The 17,357-nt window shown below is 37.5% G+C and carries 17 protein-coding genes; 3 read left to right on the forward strand and 14 right to left on the reverse strand.

Translation table 11 applies throughout. From position 1 onward, the window contains the following. Nucleotides 1-9: 9 nt before the first annotated feature. Nucleotides 10-3,576 carry a chromosome segregation protein SMC gene (gene smc / locus MKY78_RS00310; RefSeq protein WP_339215367.1) on the reverse strand — a complete coding sequence of 1,189 codons (3,567 nt, stop codon included), beginning with the start codon at nucleotides 3,574-3,576 and terminating at the stop codon, nucleotides 10-12. Nucleotides 3,577-3,887: 311 nt separating this feature from the next. Here smc and MKY78_RS00315 point away from each other — a divergent pair, with 311 nt between their 5' ends. Next, nucleotides 3,888-4,109, forward strand: a complete 222-nt coding sequence (locus MKY78_RS00315) for a DUF1128 domain-containing protein (protein ID WP_339215369.1) — start codon at nucleotides 3,888-3,890, stop codon at nucleotides 4,107-4,109. Nucleotides 4,110-4,188: 79 nt separating this feature from the next. Here MKY78_RS00315 and rnc read toward each other — a convergent pair whose 3' ends face one another. The 9 genes from rnc to sdaAB form a co-directional block, all read right to left on the reverse strand. Beyond that, on the reverse strand, nucleotides 4,189-4,872 hold the full coding sequence (rnc, locus tag MKY78_RS00320) for a ribonuclease III (RefSeq protein ID WP_339215371.1): 684 nt from the start codon (nucleotides 4,870-4,872) through the stop codon (nucleotides 4,189-4,191). Between the two features lie 69 nt (nucleotides 4,873-4,941). Then, a complete protein-coding gene (gene acpP, locus MKY78_RS00325) occupies nucleotides 4,942-5,178 on the reverse strand; it encodes an acyl carrier protein (RefSeq protein WP_186868642.1) in 237 nt (78 codons plus the stop codon). A 33-nt stretch (nucleotides 5,179-5,211) separates the two neighbouring features. Further along, entirely contained in the window at nucleotides 5,212-5,952 is a 741-nt protein-coding gene (fabG, locus tag MKY78_RS00330; RefSeq protein ID WP_339215372.1) for a 3-oxoacyl-[acyl-carrier-protein] reductase, read from the reverse strand. Further along, nucleotides 5,952-6,890: an ACP S-malonyltransferase gene (gene fabD / locus MKY78_RS00335; protein WP_339215373.1), complete on the reverse strand. Its 939-nt coding sequence runs from the start codon at nucleotides 6,888-6,890 to the stop codon at nucleotides 5,952-5,954. Before fabD ends, fabG begins: the two co-directional genes overlap by 1 nt. Further along, nucleotides 6,887-7,894: a phosphate acyltransferase PlsX gene (gene plsX, locus MKY78_RS00340; RefSeq protein WP_339215375.1), complete on the reverse strand. Its 1,008-nt coding sequence runs from the start codon at nucleotides 7,892-7,894 to the stop codon at nucleotides 6,887-6,889. The genes fabD and plsX overlap by 4 nt, the downstream gene beginning before the upstream one ends. Then, the gene (fapR, locus tag MKY78_RS00345) at nucleotides 7,891-8,469 is read right to left on the reverse strand and encodes a transcription factor FapR (RefSeq protein WP_339215376.1); all 579 of its coding nucleotides are present in this window, start codon (nucleotides 8,467-8,469) and stop codon (nucleotides 7,891-7,893) included. The genes plsX and fapR overlap by 4 nt, the downstream gene beginning before the upstream one ends. 104 nt (nucleotides 8,470-8,573) lie before the next feature. Continuing rightward, nucleotides 8,574-10,607 carry an ATP-dependent DNA helicase RecG gene (gene recG, locus MKY78_RS00350; protein WP_339215377.1) on the reverse strand — a complete coding sequence of 678 codons (2,034 nt, stop codon included), beginning with the start codon at nucleotides 10,605-10,607 and terminating at the stop codon, nucleotides 8,574-8,576. 104 nt (nucleotides 10,608-10,711) lie between these two features. Beyond that, nucleotides 10,712-11,578, reverse strand: a complete 867-nt coding sequence (gene sdaAA, locus MKY78_RS00355; protein WP_339215379.1) for an L-serine ammonia-lyase, iron-sulfur-dependent, subunit alpha — start codon at nucleotides 11,576-11,578, stop codon at nucleotides 10,712-10,714. 14 nt (nucleotides 11,579-11,592) lie between these two features. Next, nucleotides 11,593-12,255: an L-serine ammonia-lyase, iron-sulfur-dependent subunit beta gene (gene sdaAB / locus MKY78_RS00360; RefSeq protein ID WP_211741500.1), complete on the reverse strand. Its 663-nt coding sequence runs from the start codon at nucleotides 12,253-12,255 to the stop codon at nucleotides 11,593-11,595. 147 nt (nucleotides 12,256-12,402) lie between these two features. Here sdaAB and MKY78_RS00365 point away from each other — a divergent pair, with 147 nt between their 5' ends. Further along, nucleotides 12,403-13,674, forward strand: a complete 1,272-nt coding sequence (locus tag MKY78_RS00365; RefSeq protein ID WP_339215380.1) for an NCS2 family permease — start codon at nucleotides 12,403-12,405, stop codon at nucleotides 13,672-13,674. Nucleotides 13,675-13,749: 75 nt separating this feature from the next. On the opposite strand, the gene MKY78_RS00370 is transcribed toward MKY78_RS00365, so the two are convergent. Beyond that, nucleotides 13,750-15,405 carry a DAK2 domain-containing protein gene (locus MKY78_RS00370; RefSeq protein ID WP_339215382.1) on the reverse strand — a complete coding sequence of 552 codons (1,656 nt, stop codon included), beginning with the start codon at nucleotides 15,403-15,405 and terminating at the stop codon, nucleotides 13,750-13,752. A 30-nt stretch (nucleotides 15,406-15,435) separates the two neighbouring features. Next, complete coding sequence (locus tag MKY78_RS00375; protein WP_186868632.1) at nucleotides 15,436-15,798, reverse strand: Asp23/Gls24 family envelope stress response protein; 363 nt, start codon at nucleotides 15,796-15,798, stop codon at nucleotides 15,436-15,438. 269 nt (nucleotides 15,799-16,067) lie between these two features. On the opposite strand from MKY78_RS00375, the gene rpmB reads away from it, so the two are divergent. Continuing rightward, nucleotides 16,068-16,256, forward strand: coding sequence for a 50S ribosomal protein L28 (gene rpmB, locus MKY78_RS00380; protein ID WP_186868631.1), 189 nt, complete (start codon nucleotides 16,068-16,070; stop codon nucleotides 16,254-16,256). A 311-nt stretch (nucleotides 16,257-16,567) separates the two neighbouring features. On the opposite strand, the gene spoVM is transcribed toward rpmB, so the two are convergent. Both spoVM and MKY78_RS00390 read right to left on the reverse strand, forming a co-directional pair. Beyond that, nucleotides 16,568-16,669 (reverse strand): stage V sporulation protein SpoVM, encoded by a 102-nt coding sequence (gene spoVM, locus MKY78_RS00385; RefSeq protein WP_339215383.1) that lies wholly within the window; start codon nucleotides 16,667-16,669, stop codon nucleotides 16,568-16,570. Nucleotides 16,670-16,701: 32 nt separating this feature from the next. After that, nucleotides 16,702-17,346: a thiamine diphosphokinase gene (locus tag MKY78_RS00390; RefSeq protein ID WP_211741503.1), complete on the reverse strand. Its 645-nt coding sequence runs from the start codon at nucleotides 17,344-17,346 to the stop codon at nucleotides 16,702-16,704. Between the last annotated feature and the right edge of the window lie 11 nt (nucleotides 17,347-17,357).

Consider the following 17,357-nt stretch of genomic DNA (forward strand, 5'->3'; position numbering starts at 1 on the left):
GACACCCCTTTATGATTGAATAAGCTCTTTCGTTTCTTCTAGACGGACGGACACTAGTCGGGATACTCCAGATTCTTGCATCGTTACCCCATATAATACATCTGCCTGTTCCATCGTACCTTGTCGGTGTGTAATGACGATAAACTGTGTATTCTCGCTATATTGTTTAACATATTTAGCGAAACGGACAACATTTGCTTCATCAAGGGCAGCTTCCACTTCATCCAGAACACAAAACGGTACTGGACGGACCCTTAAGATAGCAAATAACAAGGCGATAGCGGTTAGTGCACGTTCTCCACCGGAGAGCAGTCCTAAATTTTGAAGCTTCTTACCAGGTGGTTGTGCAATAATGTCAACACCAGTATCTAATAAATTTTTCGGATCGGTAAGCTTTAACTCAGCATGACCACCACCGAAAAGTTCTTTAAATACGATGGCAAATTCGTCTTTTATTTGTCCGAAGGTTGTACTAAATAAGTGTTCCATCTCTTCGTCCATTTCTTTAATAACAGCAAATAAGGTTTGCTTTGCTTCAACTAAATCATTTCGTTGATCCGTTAGGAATGTATATCGCTCAGAAATACGATCATATTCATCGATTGCACCGATATTAACGTTACCTAAGCGCTCAAGTCTCGCTTTAATTTCACTTACATTATGCTTCGCTTCTTCGACATTCTCAACCTTCTCGAATTCTTTTTTCGCTCTTTCATATGTCATCATATACTCTGTTTGTAATAAGGATAAACGATTTTCAAGTTCCACATCAATACGATTTGCTTTTACTTCCTTTTGTTGAATTTGCTGTAAAATGCCATGATGTTTCTTGCTTTCTTCTTTTAATTCTCGTTCTTCATCCTGCATTCGCTGTGTACGAGCCATTCTATCTGAGCGCATCTCTTGAATCGATGACGTTATTGCTTCTTTTTCTTTGCTTTTCTCTATTAACTTTCCATTGATTTCCTCTTCTGTCTCATTCGATTGAGAAATACTGATAAGCTCTTCTAACTCTTCAGCAATTTTGGTAAAACGCTCTGTTTGTTCTGTTAATCGTTCTTTCAGAATATTGGTCTTCTCTTGTTGGTTTTTTACACGTTCTTCTTGTTCAGCAAGGAGAACTTGATAGTGATGATAATCTTGTTGTATCTGATCTTGATTTTCCTTCCATTCTAGTTCCTGCTTGGACAACCCATCAATTTGCGCTCGGAAGGATTGTAAGCTATCTTCAATCGTTGTAAGTTCTGAGCGCAACTCCTGATCACGGTTCTCCAATTCAGCTAAATCCCGGTCATACTGTTGTTTATCCTGATCATATACAGAAAGATTTTCTGAAAGAGATGCAAGCTTTAATTCTATTTCCTTGTGATTCGATTTTGCCTCTTGTAACACTTGTTGTTTTTCACTAAGGCTTTGTTCCCCTAGGTTTAGTTGTTGTTCTAGCTCTGCCAATAATTGCTTTTGCATCTTTACTTGTCGTTCAAAATCTTGTGCCTTAAGTTCATAATCCTGTAGCTTTTCCGTAAGCTCCTGGAGATCCTTTTCTCTAGTGAAAAGAGACGAATTTGTTTTCTTTTGTGCACCACCAGACATAGATCCACCAGGGTTTACAACATCCCCCTCAAGGGTAACAATTCGATACTTTCGCATAACCATACGGGCGATTTCGTTCGCATCTTTTAGCGTTTTTGCAATCACAACATGCCCCATTAAATGGTCTATTGCTTTTTGATAAGAGGGCTCCGTTGTTACCAATTGTCCTGCTATCCCAACAAATCCTGCATGTGTTCTAATCTGATTCAATATGTCTTGCGGTATAAATCTTGGTTGAATGGATTCTAATGGTAAAAACGTTGCTCGCCCACTATTTGTTTGCTTTAACCAAGCAATTGCCTGTCTTGCTGAAGCATCATTTTCCACAACAATATGCTGCGCTTGTCCACCAAGTACAGTTTCAATTGCGGTAATGTACGCCTTTGGAACATCCATGAGTTCAATGACAGCTCCATGAATTGCAGACAATTTCCCATCTTCTCTAGCCTTTAAAACTGCTTTAACACCTTGAAAGAAGCCTTGAAAATCCTCTTTCATATCTTCTAGCATTTCTTTTTTCGATTTTAATTTTTCAATATATTGATAGCCTTGATATAGTTTTGTTTGTGATTCCTGGTACTTATCACGCTTGGTTTCAATTTCTTTCTTTATATTTCGTAATGACTCCTCTTCGTGACGATATTCGGCCTCTGAGGATTCTACCAATTGATGGAGTTTCGCTAATTGCTCCGAATAACTTTCTCTTAAATCAATTAAATCCTGGAACTTATCAGCTTGCTTATCTTTTTTGACATTAATTTGCTGTACTTGTTGTGCAATGGATTGCCTTTCATTTCTCTTTGCTGCCTGTTTATTCAGGAATTCGATATATTCCGATTTAAGCTCTTCGATTTGATCAACTAGACTATCCTTATCTGTTGTTAACCTTGTCTTTAACTCTTCAACAAGTTTTTTTGTTTTTTTCTTCTCTTCTTGAAGCGTGGCTAACTTCTCTGTTTCCTCTAATAGCTCAGACTCTAAATTGGTTATCAGTTCCTCTGCTTCACGCTTTTGCATTTCTAGCTTTTCTTTATTTTCGGCGAAATGCTTTGTACGCTCGTGGAATACTTGTTTCCTTCCCTCATATTGTTCCAGCTGCTGAGTCGTGGTCAGTAGGCGTTCTTGTAATTCATTAATCTGATTATCCATCCGCTCTACTTCTTCTCGGGCAGAAGCTAAGCTAGCTTCTTTCTTCTGAATTTGTGTTTTGAGGGCAATCTCATCCAACTTTTCAGCATCTATTACTTTTAAAAGCTCTTGCCATTCTTCATGCAATAGTTCGATTTCCGTGATTAATAACGATATTTCTTGAGTTTTTAGTAAATCCTTTTGCTTTAAGTATTCTTTTGCTGTTTCTGCTTGTCTCTGTAAAGGCTCTAGCTGACTCTCGATTTCATATATAATATCTTCGACGCGGTTTAAATTTTCTTGTGTTTCAGCAAGTTTATATTCTGCCTTCTTTTTCCGTTGTTTATATTTCAGTACACCAGCCGCTTCTTCAAAAATCGTCCGTCTTTCTTCTGCTTTAGAGCTTAAAATTTCCTCTACTTTCCCTTGACTTATAATAGAAAAAGCTTCTTTTCCTAAGCCAGAATCAAGAAATAAGTCTACGATATCCTTTAATCGACAAGATTGTTTATTAATATAAAATTCGCTTTCACCAGAACGATAGACCCGTCTTGTTACACTAACTTCTTCGTAATCAAGCGGTAGAGCTTGATCACTATTATCGAGTACTAGCGTTACTTCTGCTATATTTAACGGTTTTCTTGTGTCACTACCTTGGAAAATAATATCTTCCATTTTTGAACCACGTAGCGACTTCGCAGACTGCTCCCCTAATACCCAACGGATAGCATCTGTAATATTACTTTTACCACTTCCATTAGGGCCAACGACGGCGGTAACTCCTGGCACAAAGTCAACATTTATCCGTTCTGCAAAAGATTTAAATCCAACACTTTCTAAACGCTTCAAAAACATAAACATTCTCCTACTGGAAACGAATCTCCCCATATGTAAGCTCGATTCCATTTTCCCTTTTTCTCTTTATAACATGATATGTTAAACTATCGCTATAGTAGTTATCCGATGAACTGTGTCTAGTATACCTCAACTAATATTAGACATAACAATTGAGCATATAGGCAGTTAACACGTTAAGATTCCTTTAGCATATAGTATAATAAACCATATGGATTGGCTTTTTAATGCATTTATTTTATCATAAAGACGGAAACAAAAGAAGTGTACATAACATATCAACACATTATTATGAACCATAGAGGTGGAAAATGAATTTAGAAAACCCTACAATTGAAAATCTTACATACCTTTTAAACGAATTAGCAGATCACCTGTCCGTAGTGAATCGCTCTTTATTTGACCCTGAGGACTATGACCTTTCAAAATATGAGGATATTAAATTTATGTATGATATGGTTGTGAAGAAAGGGAATCTGTCGGCATCAGAAACGCAGGCCTTCATTGAGGAGCTTAGAAAAGTAAGACTATAAAATGGTCATAAAAAAGGGGTTGCCCTACATTGAAATGTAACCTTTATAACAGGACATTCTAAAGTAGGGCAACCTCTTTTTATACTCCAAGTTGATCTAGCGCATTTTTTGCTGCACGCTGTTCTGCTTCCTTTTTAGTACGGCCGATCCCCGAGCCAAGTACTTTATCATTAATACGCAGCTCTGCCACAAACTCTTTATTATGTGAAGGACCTTTTTCCTCTATAATTTGATAATCGATGGTTTGATTTTTGTCTTGCTGGACTATTTCCTGAAGCTTACTTTTATAATCCATCCCATGCGAAAAAGCACCAGTGTCAATTTTAGGAAATACGTGTTTTTCTAGAAAATGTAATGCTGTGTCAAATCCTTTATCTAAATATAAAGCCCCTAAAAAAGCTTCAAAAACATCTGCCAATAAAGCGGGACGGTTTCTTCCACCCGTCATCTCTTCTCCCTTACCTAAAAGGATATGATCACCAAAATTTAAACTACGTGCAAACGTTTCTAACGAAGGTTCACAAACAATAGCAGCACGTAATTTAGTCATTTCCCCTTCAGGCATTTGAGGATATTTTCGATATAAGTATTGTGAAACTCCAAGTTCTAATACTGCATCCCCCAAAAACTCTAAACGTTCATTATCAGAAGTGTTTATGTCACGATGCTCATTCACATAAGATGAATGGGTAAATGCTTGCCTGATTACATCAATATTTTGAAATTCTATTTGAAGCATCTGTTCTAACTTTTTTCGATCCATAGATACTTGCCACCTCTTGTTGATATATAGAAAAGTCTCGCATTAGCGAGACCTTAAACGTGTATTATATTAGCCCTGTAAATCCTTTATGTAATTTACAGCATCACCAACAGTGTTAATTTTTTCTGCTTCTTCATCAGCAATTTCCATATCGAATTCGTCTTCAAGCTCCATTACAAGCTCAACTACGTCTAATGAATCTGCTTCTAAATCATCTTTAAAAGATGCTTCCATTGTTACTTTTGACTCTTCTACATCAAGTTTATCAACAATAATTTCTTTTACTTTTTCAAATACGTCTGCCATTAACGTTCACCTCCCTTCAAAGTATTATACCGATTACATGACCATACCGCCATCGATATGAATGGTCTGTCCTGTAATATAGTTTGCATCATCAGATGCTAGAAAGCGTACTACTTTAGCAACATCTTCTGGTTCGCCAAGTTTTGCGAGAGGAATCATACTTAGCATACCTTCCGTTTGTTCCTCTGTTAATGCATCTGTCATATCTGTTGATATAAAACCAGGAGCTACTGCATTTACTAATATATTACGGCTAGCTAGTTCCTTAGCCGTCGTTTTCGTTAGTCCAATGACACCAGCTTTAGCAGCTACATAATTTGCTTGGCCAGGATTACCACTGACACCTACAATAGATGCCACATTAATAATTCTACCAGAACGTTGCTTCATCATCTGACGTGTTACAGCCTTCGTGCAAACAAAGACACCTTTTAAATTTGTATTAATAACTTGGTCAAATTCAGACTCTTTCATTCTCATTAATAAATTGTCTTTTGTAATACCAGCATTATTTACAAGAATATCAACACTACCAAATGTTTCGAGGGTTAATTTTATCATATCTTTTACTTGTTCTTCATCTGCAACATCTGCTTGGAATTTTATTGCGTTAGCACCTAAAGCGATGACTTCCTCAACGACAGCCTGTGCCTTTGCCTCATTACCAGCATAGTTTACGACGACATTAGCACCTTTTTCCGCTAATTCTAATGCTATAGCTCTTCCGATTCCCCTTGAACCACCTGTGATGATTGCCGTTTTTCCTTGTAACATTACGCTTCACCTCGATACCATGTAATAAAATCATTTAAAGATGCTTGATCTTGAACAGTAAATATCGTAGCTTTTCGATCAATTTTCTTTACTAATCCACTAAGTACTTTTCCAGTTCCTACTTCCACAAATGCCTCAACATCGGTTTGCATCATATTTCGTATCGATTCCTCAAAGCGAACTGGTGAATATAGCTGTTTTAAAAGTAATTCCTTTATTTCATTTTGATCATTCACAGGATTTGCTGTAACATTTGCATAGACAGGAATCTCGGCATCCTTAATGTTCACTTGATTCAAGTATGTCGCAAAATCCTTATTTGCTGCTTCCATTAATCTGGAATGAAATGGACCACTGACATTTAGCGGGATTACCCGTTTAGCACCTTTTTCTTTTAGCTTGTTACTTGCTTCATCGATTCCTGCAACAGAACCAGAAATAACAATCTGTCCTGGACAATTGATGTTCGCAACGTCCACAATCTCTTCCGTAATCGAATCAACTACTTCTTGGATCGCCTCTACGGATAAACCTAACACAGCTGCCATGGTTCCTTGTCCTTTTGGAAATGCTTGTTCCATTAAGCGACCACGTGTGCTAACTAATGGCAGAGCTTCTTCCAGTGTCATTGCTTTAGCAGCTACTAAAGCACTATACTCTCCAAGACTGTGCCCTACTACCATAGATGGTTGAATTCCCTCTTGTTCTAGTAAATTCTGTAGTGCGATACTAGAAAGTAATAAAGCAGGTTGTGCATTTTCTGTTTCAGTCAAATTCTCTGATGGTCCTTCAAACATCAAAGAACGTATATCTTTTCCTAATACTTCATTAGCTTTCGTATATAAGTTTTGAACACTTTCATATGCATCATGAATTTCCTTCCCCATACCAACCGTTTGTGATCCTTGTCCTGGGAACATAAATGCTACTTTTTTCATTCTGTTTCCTCCTCATCCACTTGCATCGACTCCACTGTTTCTTTAATAGTCTCTATGACACGGTGGTCGACCATATGGCAGGTCTGCTTTATGGCACTATAGATTGCTCGGTGGTTGGAAGAACCATGCGCCTTTACAACAGGAGCTGCTAATCCAAATAATGCTGCCCCACCATACTCAGAATAATCTAGTTTATCTTTTAATCCTTTTAAGTCCTTTTTCACTAAGCCTGCCGCTAGCTTTGTTTTAAGTGAGGACATAAAGGTTTCTTTAATCATAGAAAATAGTGCAGAAGCTGTTCCTTCGATCGTCTTTAATGCAACATTTCCACTAAAGCCATCAGTAATGACAACATCTGCGACTCCGTTTAATAAGTCCCTTGCTTCCACATTACCAACAAAGTTAATCGGGGCTTTTTTCATTAATTCGAACGCTTTCTTCGTTAGCTCATTCCCTTTTCCATCTTCCGTACCGATGTTTAATAAGCCAACTCGTGGATTGTTTATCGAACGTACTTTTTCAGCGTAAACAGAACCCATAATCGCGTACTGCAGCAAATGGTTTGGCTTTGCATCCACATTTGCACCGACATCTAACATTAAGAAGCCTTCTCCTTCTAATGTCGGCAGGGTCGGACTTAATGCTGGACGATCGATCCCAGGTATTCTTCCGATAACAAATAGACCTGCACTCATTAAGGCACCTGTATTACCGGCAGATATACATGCATCTGCTCGTCCCTCTTTCACTTCAGCCGCTGCCTTTACCATAGATGAATTTTTCTTCCTTCTTACCGCGCGAACAGGCTCATCATCTCCAGTAATAACTTCATCTGTATGTAAAATCTCAATTCGTTCTGAGTTCGTTAAGTACTGATTGATTTTTTCCTCATCACCAACCAATGTAATCTGTAAGTTCTTTATCTCTTGGACAGCATCCATTGCACCTAATACGATTTCTTTGGGTGCATGATCGCCACCCATAGCGTCAATTGCAATTCTCATAGGTTATTCTCCTTTTTATCGGTTGACCGATACATATGGAATTCGCCAGAAAAGACTTTTTCACTATCTACAAAACTATCAACCTGTACTAACGTTAGCCCCTTTTCATCTGTACCTTGTACAAAGGCTTTCGCGACGACTCTTTCCCCTTGTCGAACCTGTCTCTTAAAGTTAAGGACAGATTTTGCTGTTAGGGCAAGCTCATCATTCATAACTGCAACAGCCAATGAATTAGCCTGTGCAAACAAATGATGTCCTCTTGCAATATTATTTCTTGTAAAAACATGTTCTCGTCCTATATCTAAAATCGAGATTGCTCGATTATCTAACTCTAAGTCGATAATTTCCCCAATAACATCTTCTAGTGGCAAAGATTTGACGGTTTCATTCCACTGATGCTTTGCTACTGTTTTTATTCTTTCCCTTAACTCTGGAATGGATAATTCCATCCGGTCAAGACGGATAGTTTGAATACTTACATCAAATTTTTTTGCCAATTCTTCATCGGTTATAAATGGAGTCTCTTCAATTGTTTCTTTTAATTTTTCTTGTCTCTTTACTTTCGGTATCCTCATCAAAGCACCATCCACTTTTCTATATTTTAGGGTAATAATTGTTGCTATTATGACTTGGTACTAATAGTAATATATATTACATGATGAAATTATGCAAGTAAGAGTTAGTCAAGTACTGTATCAAATACGCCTTCATTATCTAGAAAATCCCTTAATTTAGCGTAGTTAGGGTCTTCCTCCAATAAGTTAAATTGGATAATTTCTGCAGCATCATTTCTCGCCGTTTCAAGTGCTCGATAATCATGAATCATATCTGCCACCTTAAAATCTGGTAATCCACTCTGCTTCGTTCCAAAGAAATCCCCTGGACCACGTAATTTTAAATCCTGCTCTGATAACTCGAAACCATTATTCGTTTCGGTCATAATCCGCATTCGCTCTTTACCTGTCTCACTTTTCGGGTCGGCAATTAGAATACAATAGCTTTGCTTATCTCCTCTACCCACTCTTCCTCGTAATTGATGTAATTGCGATAGTCCAAATCGTTCCGCGTCATAAATGACCATAATGGTCGCATTTGGCACATTAACACCTACTTCTACCACCGTGGTAGAAACGAGTACTTGAACTTCATTAGCTGCAAATTCTTTCATCACTTGATCCTTTTCAGTTGGATGCAATCTCCCGTGCATCAGTCCGACACGTATAGATGGTGGATAAAAATCAACTAATTGATTGTATAAATCAACAGCATCCTGAATATCTAGTTTGTCTGACTCTTCAATAAGCGGACAAATGATGTAGGCTTGTTCACCAGCTTTAATATGGTTTTCTATAAATCCTAGTACACGATCGAACGTATTTGCCTTCGTCCAATAGGTTTCTATTTCCTTTCGCCCAGCAGGCATTTCATCAATGACCGACACATCCATATCACCAAAAGCCGTAATAGCAAGTGTCCGTGGGATTGGAGTAGCAGTCATAAACAACACATCCGGATGTAATCCTTTACTAGAGAGTGCTCGTCTTTGCTCAACCCCAAATCGATGCTGTTCATCTACTACAACAAGACCTAAATCAGCAAAATGCACCTCATCCTGGATTAGTGCATGGGTACCTACTAGTATATCAACTTGGTGATTTTGTAGATCTGCTAAAATCTCTTTTCGCTTCTTCCCTTTTACAGATCCCGTAAGTAGCTCTACTCTTGCCAGCTCTCCAAACATTTCCTTTAGAGATTGGTAATGCTGTTCTGCTAATATTTCCGTCGGAACCATTAAGGCACCCTGCTTAGTTGCCGTAATAGTAGCATAGAGTCCAATAGCAGCTACAGCTGTTTTCCCTGATCCAACATCCCCTTGTAGTAATCGATTCATTCGATAGGGAGATTTCATATCCGATAAAATTTGATTTAATGATTTAGTTTGTGCATTGGTTAAAGAAAACGGGAATCCTTTAATGAAATTTGCCACTTTAACCTCATCATAATGTTGTGTATTCCCCATGGAAGACTCTCTACGTCGTTTTCGTAATAGCTGTATTTTCAATTGAAACAATAGAAATTCTTCATACGTAAATCTTCTTCTTGCATGCTTTAAAGCGGTTCGGTTTTCGGGGAAGTGCATGGTTTTAATCGCATGGTTACGAGTCGGGATCTTATAGGCTGTTATCATATCAGGAGGTAAAATCTCTTCCACTTTGTCTCCGAAATCTTGGATAGCTTGTTGAATAGCCTTTTTCAGTCGAAAACTTGTTACATCGCCTCTAACAGAATAAATAGGTTGTATATCGGAGGATTTTTCCATGGAGCCTTTTTGATAGTTACTGACCGTTATTTGTAAACGATGGGCATCCCACTTACCGGTTAATGTAACGATATCCCCTACATTAAGTTGCTTCTTCGCGAACGCCCGGTTAAACATCACTACCTTAACGGCAATATTCTCTACTTCAACATTAAACGAAAGGCGAGATTTTTTTCTTCCAAAATAGGAAAGAGAAGGGGTGTTTAGTACCCTTCCCTCAATCGTTACTTTATCCTCATGAATTAATTCACTAAGCGGAAGAATTTCTAAAACATCATATCTTGAAGGAAAATACAGCAAAAGATCCTCCACTGTATGAATATTTAATGCCATTAAATCCTCTGCAAATTTCTCCCCTATTCCCTTTACTTCGGATACAGAATAATCTAGCATAATTTATCACTCTTTCTAAACAGACCTTCTAGAAAATCTTCTTCACATATTTCTAGAATTAAAAAATTATCTTACACAAAATGCTCATTATAGATCGATGTTCATTAACCAAAAATCTTTTCTTTTAAAAATCTACCTGTTGGTGTATCAGCTAAGCCACCCTCACCGGTTTCTCGTAAACTTACAGGCATTTGTCTTCCAATCCGGTACATCGCACCAATTACTTCATCACATGGGATACGGCTTGTCACTCCAGCTAAGGCCAAGTCAGCTGAGACAATGGCTAAAGAAGCACCACCCGCATTCCGCTTTACACATGGAACTTCAACAAGTCCAGCAACTGGATCACATACAAGTCCTAACATATTTTTTAATGTGATGGCAAATGCATCTGCCGATTGCTGTGGGGAGCCACCTGCCATTTCTACAATCGCAGCGGAAGCCATGGCACCAGCAGAACCTACTTCTGCTTGACATCCGCCTGCTGCGCCAGAAATAAATGCATTATTCGCAACAACTAATCCGAATGCCCCTGCCGTAAATAAATAGCGAATCATTTGCTCACGTGTTGGGTTCAGTTGTTCTTTAACAGCAAATAATGTCCCCGGAACACAACCTGCACTACCAGCAGTTGGCGTAGCACATATCACACCCATTGCAGCGTTCACTTCATTTGTTCCCATTGCTTTACTAACCGCATCTAGCATTAAATGTCCAGACAATGGTGTCTTCTCTCGCATATAGGTTTGAACTTTAACAGCGTCCCCACCGGTTAGACCAGTTACTGATTGAACCCCTTTTAAGCTATCTTCTATCGCTTTTTCCATCACTTGCAGGTTCTTTTCCATTTCTGCAAATACTTCTTCACGTGTTTTATTTTTAACATCCATCTCTTGACGGATCATCACTTCAGAAATTAACATATTTTCTTTCTCAGCAATTTCTACTAATTCCGCAACAGTTCGGAACATGGTACTTCTCCCCTTTAGCTAACGATTTTTGCAATTTGAATGATGTGGTCAGCCTTTTCTAATTCTAATAGAATTTCATCTTCAACATTTTGGTCAACCTCAATAACCATTAATGCTTCTTTGCCGACATCCTTACGATTAACTTCCATATGGCCAATGTTAATTTCATGCTTCGCTAATATTTTGGTTACCGATGCAATGGCTCCAAATCTATCATTATGCATAATAAGTACAGCTGGATGATTACCAGATAACCTTAATTCAAAGCCATTTAGTTCTGTAATTTCGACCTTTCCTCCACCAATGGATATCCCAACTATCTCTAATTGTTCTTCTTCATCTCCAATGACCATACGAACAGTATTAGGATGGTCTGTTTTTGCACTATCTTCAATAAACTCTATTTTAATTCCTTCGTCCTTCGCTATATTCAATGCATCTCTCATACGTATATCATCTGTCTCAAATCCCAATAATCCACCAGCTAAAGCAAAGTCAGTTCCATGCCCTTGATAGGTTTTGGCAAAAGAGCCATATAAGTATATTTTAGCCCATTTCGGTTGTTTTCCAAACAAATTACGGGCAGCCAACCCAATACGTGCAGCGCCTGCAGTATGCGAACTTGATGGCCCAACCATAACTGGACCAATAATATCAAAAACAGAATTGTATTTCATCTTGACACCGCCTTCATACTCTTATCAATTTAAACATCTATTGTAAATTATAACAAAAACTATTATAATATTCATTTGTGGATTATAGAATAACATAATTATTTTATAATCGGGTGGGAGAGGGATACGAAGAAATTAGGAATTTACATGCCTATATTTTCCAAGTATACAAAGAAAACATATCGGAATGAAATTATCGCTGGTATTATCGGTTATCTAACAACAGTGTATATTGTTGTTGTAAACGGATCTATTCTTAGTGAAGCCGGAATATCAGTAGAAGCTGGTATGATGGCTACGATTTTAGCAAGCTTTGTCGGCACCTTGATTATGGGGTTATATGGCAGATTACCACTAATTCTAATACCTGGTATGGGAATTAATGCTTTATTCGCCTATTCCATTATTCAAGGAAATGGACTAACCTTCCAAGAAGGGCTCGCTGTCGTATTAGTAGCATCCTTGCTTTTCTTAGTAACAGCATTTACCAAATTAGGGCTGCTCCTAAAAGAAGCTATACCAGATTCGTTAAAACACGGTATAAGTGTTGGGTTAGGGCTATTCCTTATATTAATTGGACTTGAAAAAAGTGGTTTGATAACGAATGGTGAAAGTACCATTATATCAATCAGTGATTTTAGCTCACCAACTATTCTAGTTAGTATCCTAACATTATTTATCGCGATATTTTTATTTGTTAAAAATGTACCAGCTAATTTTCTGATTACGATGGTAATTGGTACGATATTAGCTTACTGTTTTGGCATTATAGAATCTGGTACGACGATGGATCATGTAAGTAGTAACCTAGTATGTATGCCATCTTTTTCAGCCATAAATGAACTTTCATTTTGGCTAGCAGTATTTCCGCTAGCTATGATATTGATTTTCGAGAATATGGGACTACTGAATGGGCAGCTAGCGATGTTAAAGAGTGGAGAGAGCGCGTATCAAAAAGGTTATAAAACGACTGCTATCTCATCAATAGCAAGTGCTTTCTTAGGGACATCGCCAACTGTTTCTGCAGCTGAAAATGCTGCCGTTATTGCTTCTAAAGGTAAAACAGGAATGACGGCGATAATTGCTAGCTTATTATTTCTAGCTACTATCTTCATAATACCTTGGATTACCATGATTCCCAATGTAGCAATTAGTCCTATCTTAATCATAGTAGGCTTTCTGATGGTACAAAATATTCGTCACATTCCTTTAGATAATATTTCAGAGGCTATTCCAGCATTCTTAATTATTGTCATGATTCCGTTTACGTATAGTATTGCTGACGGTATGGCATTTGGATTTATCGCCTATCCAATTGTTAAGCTTGCTTTAGGTAAACAAAAAGAATTATCTGCTGCTATTATGGTTATCTCTTTACTCTTCATTTGTGACTTCGCATTAAAAATAGCAGGTATATAAAGAAAAAGAAAACCGAACTATCTGTCAATCATAAAGATTGACAAATAAGTTCGGTTTTCCTTTTATTAAACTGTATTACTCAACAGAGAAAATATAAGAATAAATTGGTTGATTTCCATTGTGTACTTCTATCTCAACATCTTCATAATTCTCTTCTACATAACTTACTAATTCATTCACTTCATCTTCTGACACATCTTCACCAGATAAAATCGTAAGGATTTCATCGTCTTCGGTAATTAATTCTTGGAATAATTGTTTTACCGCTTCTAGACGGTCTTTATCGGTCGTTACAATTTTACCTTCAGCAATTCCCATGAAGTTACCATTTTCAATGGATATGCCATCAATTTGTGTATCTCTAACCGCATAGGTAATTTGTCCGGTTTTTACATGTGAACTAGCTTCCAGCATATTTGCTTTATTCGCATCAAGATTTTCTTCTGGATGGAATGCGAGCAATGCACTAATCCCCTGTGGAATCGTTTTAGTTGCAACTACCGCAGCATTAACTTCCGATAATTCAGCCGCTTGCTCTGCAGCCATCACGATATTTTTGTTATTTGGTAGTACAATTACATTCTTGGCATTAGCCTGATTGATTGCATCCGCAATGTCTTGTGTACTTGGATTCATCGTTTGGCCGCCTTCTATTACTACTGTTGCTCCCAGACTCTCAAACAATGCCTTTAAGCCAGAACCCATTGCAACCGTCACAATTCCGAACTCTGCTTTCTCTTTTGGTGTAGCCGGTTTAACAGGCTCACCGACAATAGCAGTATGCTGTTCACGCATATTTTCGATCTTCATATTGATTAAGCTACCATGGCGTTGACCAATCGTTAATACATTACCAGGATATTCTGTGTGAACATGCACTTTAACAATTTCCTCGTCAGAAACAACTAATAGCGAATCACCATGTTGACTTAATTCATTACGGAATTCAGACTCATCAAAAGGATTTTCCTGTAACTTGTCTTCTTCAAATTTCACCATAAACTCTGTACAATAACCAAATTCGATTTCAGAAGTATCCATAAAATCCTGTGCAGATTTATGATGTTCCGCATTTATCATATCATCCATCTCAACTACGTCATCTGGTAGTTCTTCACCTTTTAACGCTGATAAAAATCCTTCATAAACCGTTACAAGACCTTGTCCACCAGAATCAACTACACCAACCTCTTTAAGAACTGGTAATAAATCTGGTGTGCGCTTCAAGGAAGCTTTAGCTTCTTGTAGAACCTTTTCCATCATAACAATTACATCATCTTCTTGTTCGCCTATTTCTACCGCTTTTTTCGCAGCATCTTTAGCTACTGTTAGAATGGTACCTTCTACTGGTTTCATTACAGCCTTATACGCTGTTTGCACACCAGAATCAAATGCAAGCGCTAAATCTTTAGTTGTTAAGGATGTCTTTTTATCCATCCCTTTTGCAAACCCTCTAAAGATCTGGGAAAGAATTACACCAGAATTCCCTCTTGCTCCCATTAACAATCCTTTAGAGAAAGCGTTTGCCACATCGGAAATACTTTCCGATTTATTTTTCCGTACTTCATTTGCACCAGAAGTCATCGATAAGTTCATATTCGTTCCAGTATCACCATCTGGTACCGGAAATACATTTAAAGCATCAATTTTCTTGGCATTATTGGTTAAATGGTGAGCTCCCGTGAGCACCATTTGTGAAAACATAATACCGTCAAGCTTTTGTACTGCCACAATAGTTCCTCCCTTAGCAGGGTAGCAAAATTAATCTTTTGCTACACGTACCCCTTGTATGTAAATATTTACGGAATCAATTTCAAGTCCTAATGTTTTACTCAAGGTGTATTTCACTTGAGATTGTACATTATGTGCAACTTCAGATATTTTAGTACCGTAACTAACAATAATATACATATCAATATGTAAGGAATTGTCTTCTTGTCTAACTACGATTCCTCGAGAATAATTTTCCTTACGAAGAATCTCTGCAATACCATCTCTGATTTGACTTTTAGATGCCATTCCAACAATACCGTAGCATTCAACAGCTGCACCACCAGCAATTGTTGCAATAACTTCATTCGTTATAGTTACATGACCATCTTTGGTATTTAATTCAATGGACATTATAATCCTCCTTAGACAACATTATCTTACCGATATTTTACTACAATTATTATGTTTTTGCACATCACGTCATTATTTCAATAGAAATTGATTTAAGGCAAAACAAGTATATAAATAGAATTTCAACACTTTTTGCCTCTTACTACAATGAACGATTACATTCATTCTGTCAAGTGAAAATTCTTTATATACGTATTGCAATCTTTTCGTAGTTATGGTAAATTGTATAAGTATTAACTTGACTTTTGTTTAGAGTAGGAGGGATTAACATGGCTAGAAAATGTGTTGTTACTGGACGTAAAACAACTAGTGGAAACCAACGCTCACACGCTATGAATTCCAACAGACGTAAATGGAAAGCTAATGTGCAAAAAGTTCGTATTATGGTAGATGGAAAACCAAAACGTGTTTATGTTTCTGCACGCGCACTTAAATCAGGTAAAGTGGAACGCGTATAATATATACCTAATTCATTTTACTGATACATTAGTTATTAGCTAAAAGCACCCAAACTAAACGGGTGCTTTTTTCTATAGTTTTATAGCTTTCTAGTCCATTTAACAGTACCCGAGGGAATTCACTTTATGTGTTGTTTATCAATGCTCGCACTGTTCTCGCTTGCATCTCACTAAGGTAAAGCACGATAGTTTAAATTCAGCTTTATTATAGTTGAACTAAATACGAGCCACAGGCTTGGCAATTCCTCCCGCATAATAAATTCCTCAAAAAAACTGCTTCTGCCAATTATTGACAAAAGCAAAACAAAGCCTTACTTATCTTTCTTAAAAATACCAATTACAACACGTACAAATCCGCCAATTACTCTAGGGAGCTTAATCGTATAAAATTTCATAAGTTCGCCCTCCTCCATTTCCAAACACGCTTCATGAATCGCTTTTTTACCTAATCACGACTCCTTACAACTAATACTATGCCATCATCAAATGAAAAAGTACCATTATTTGAGATTAGCTTGTTTGAAATAGAAAGAGTGGATCCCATATGTATCGTTGCCTTCGATAGCGGATAATAAAATCCTTCGAGTGTAAGTCCACTGACTTCTTGTGTTAATGGAATAAACGATACAATCGGGTAATTCTCACATCTCTTAATCGTATAAGAACCCGCAAACTTCAGTTCAAGATGGTTCTTACTATCGATCACAGCTCCACCAATATTCTTTTTAACCAATTGTTGTAATAACTGGATATTGATTAATGTGTGGTCTAATCTGCCACCTGTTACACCAAAAAAGTAAATCATCGTTGGACGCAAGGAAATTGCAAGCCTTAAAGCAAGCTCCAAGTCGGTTTCATCTTTTTCCACGTTATGCTGTTCAAACCGCTTTGCTTGTATCTTTATTTGTTGGAGTTCTCCATCATTTACCGAATCGAAATCACCTATAGCATAATCTAATTCTATATTTTGTTGGATAATAGAAAGAGCCCCTCTATCGGCTCCAATCCAAATATCTATGTTATGTTGATAGTGAGATAAATTTGGAATTAGATGAGAAGGGCCATTTCCAATAATTGCTATATTTACCATTTCTTCTATCC

The organism is Ornithinibacillus sp. FSL M8-0202, from assembly GCF_037975285.1.
Lineage (GTDB): Bacteria > Bacillota > Bacilli > Bacillales > Amphibacillaceae > Ornithinibacillus > Ornithinibacillus massiliensis.

What these genes read in the sequence shown, in the direction of transcription:
- smc (WP_339215367.1), bottom strand. Translation starts at nt 3,576, where the DNA reads ATGTTTTTGAAGCGTTTAGAAAGTGTTGGATTTAAATCTTTTGCAGAA.
- MKY78_RS00315 (WP_339215369.1), top strand. Translation starts at nt 3,888, where the DNA reads ATGAATTTAGAAAACCCTACAATTGAAAATCTTACATACCTTTTAAAC.
- rnc (WP_339215371.1), bottom strand. Translation starts at nt 4,872, where the DNA reads ATGGATCGAAAAAAGTTAGAACAGATGCTTCAAATAGAATTTCAAAAT.
- acpP (WP_186868642.1), bottom strand. Translation starts at nt 5,178, where the DNA reads ATGGCAGACGTATTTGAAAAAGTAAAAGAAATTATTGTTGATAAACTT.
- fabG (WP_339215372.1), bottom strand. Translation starts at nt 5,952, where the DNA reads ATGTTACAAGGAAAAACGGCAATCATCACAGGTGGTTCAAGGGGAATC.
- fabD (WP_339215373.1), bottom strand. Translation starts at nt 6,890, where the DNA reads ATGAAAAAAGTAGCATTTATGTTCCCAGGACAAGGATCACAAACGGTT.
- plsX (WP_339215375.1), bottom strand. Translation starts at nt 7,894, where the DNA reads ATGAGAATTGCAATTGACGCTATGGGTGGCGATCATGCACCCAAAGAA.
- fapR (WP_339215376.1), bottom strand. Translation starts at nt 8,469, where the DNA reads ATGAGGATACCGAAAGTAAAGAGACAAGAAAAATTAAAAGAAACAATT.
- recG (WP_339215377.1), bottom strand. Translation starts at nt 10,607, where the DNA reads ATGCTAGATTATTCTGTATCCGAAGTAAAGGGAATAGGGGAGAAATTT.
- sdaAA (WP_339215379.1), bottom strand. Translation starts at nt 11,578, where the DNA reads ATGTTCCGAACTGTTGCGGAATTAGTAGAAATTGCTGAGAAAGAAAAT.
- sdaAB (WP_211741500.1), bottom strand. Translation starts at nt 12,255, where the DNA reads ATGAAATACAATTCTGTTTTTGATATTATTGGTCCAGTTATGGTTGGG.
- MKY78_RS00365 (WP_339215380.1), top strand. Translation starts at nt 12,403, where the DNA reads ATGCCTATATTTTCCAAGTATACAAAGAAAACATATCGGAATGAAATT.
- MKY78_RS00375 (WP_186868632.1), bottom strand. Translation starts at nt 15,798, where the DNA reads ATGTCCATTGAATTAAATACCAAAGATGGTCATGTAACTATAACGAAT.
- rpmB (WP_186868631.1), top strand. Translation starts at nt 16,068, where the DNA reads ATGGCTAGAAAATGTGTTGTTACTGGACGTAAAACAACTAGTGGAAAC.
- spoVM (WP_339215383.1), bottom strand. Translation starts at nt 16,669, where the DNA reads ATGGAGGAGGGCGAACTTATGAAATTTTATACGATTAAGCTCCCTAGA.
- MKY78_RS00390 (WP_211741503.1), bottom strand. Translation starts at nt 17,346, where the DNA reads ATGGTAAATATAGCAATTATTGGAAATGGCCCTTCTCATCTAATTCCA.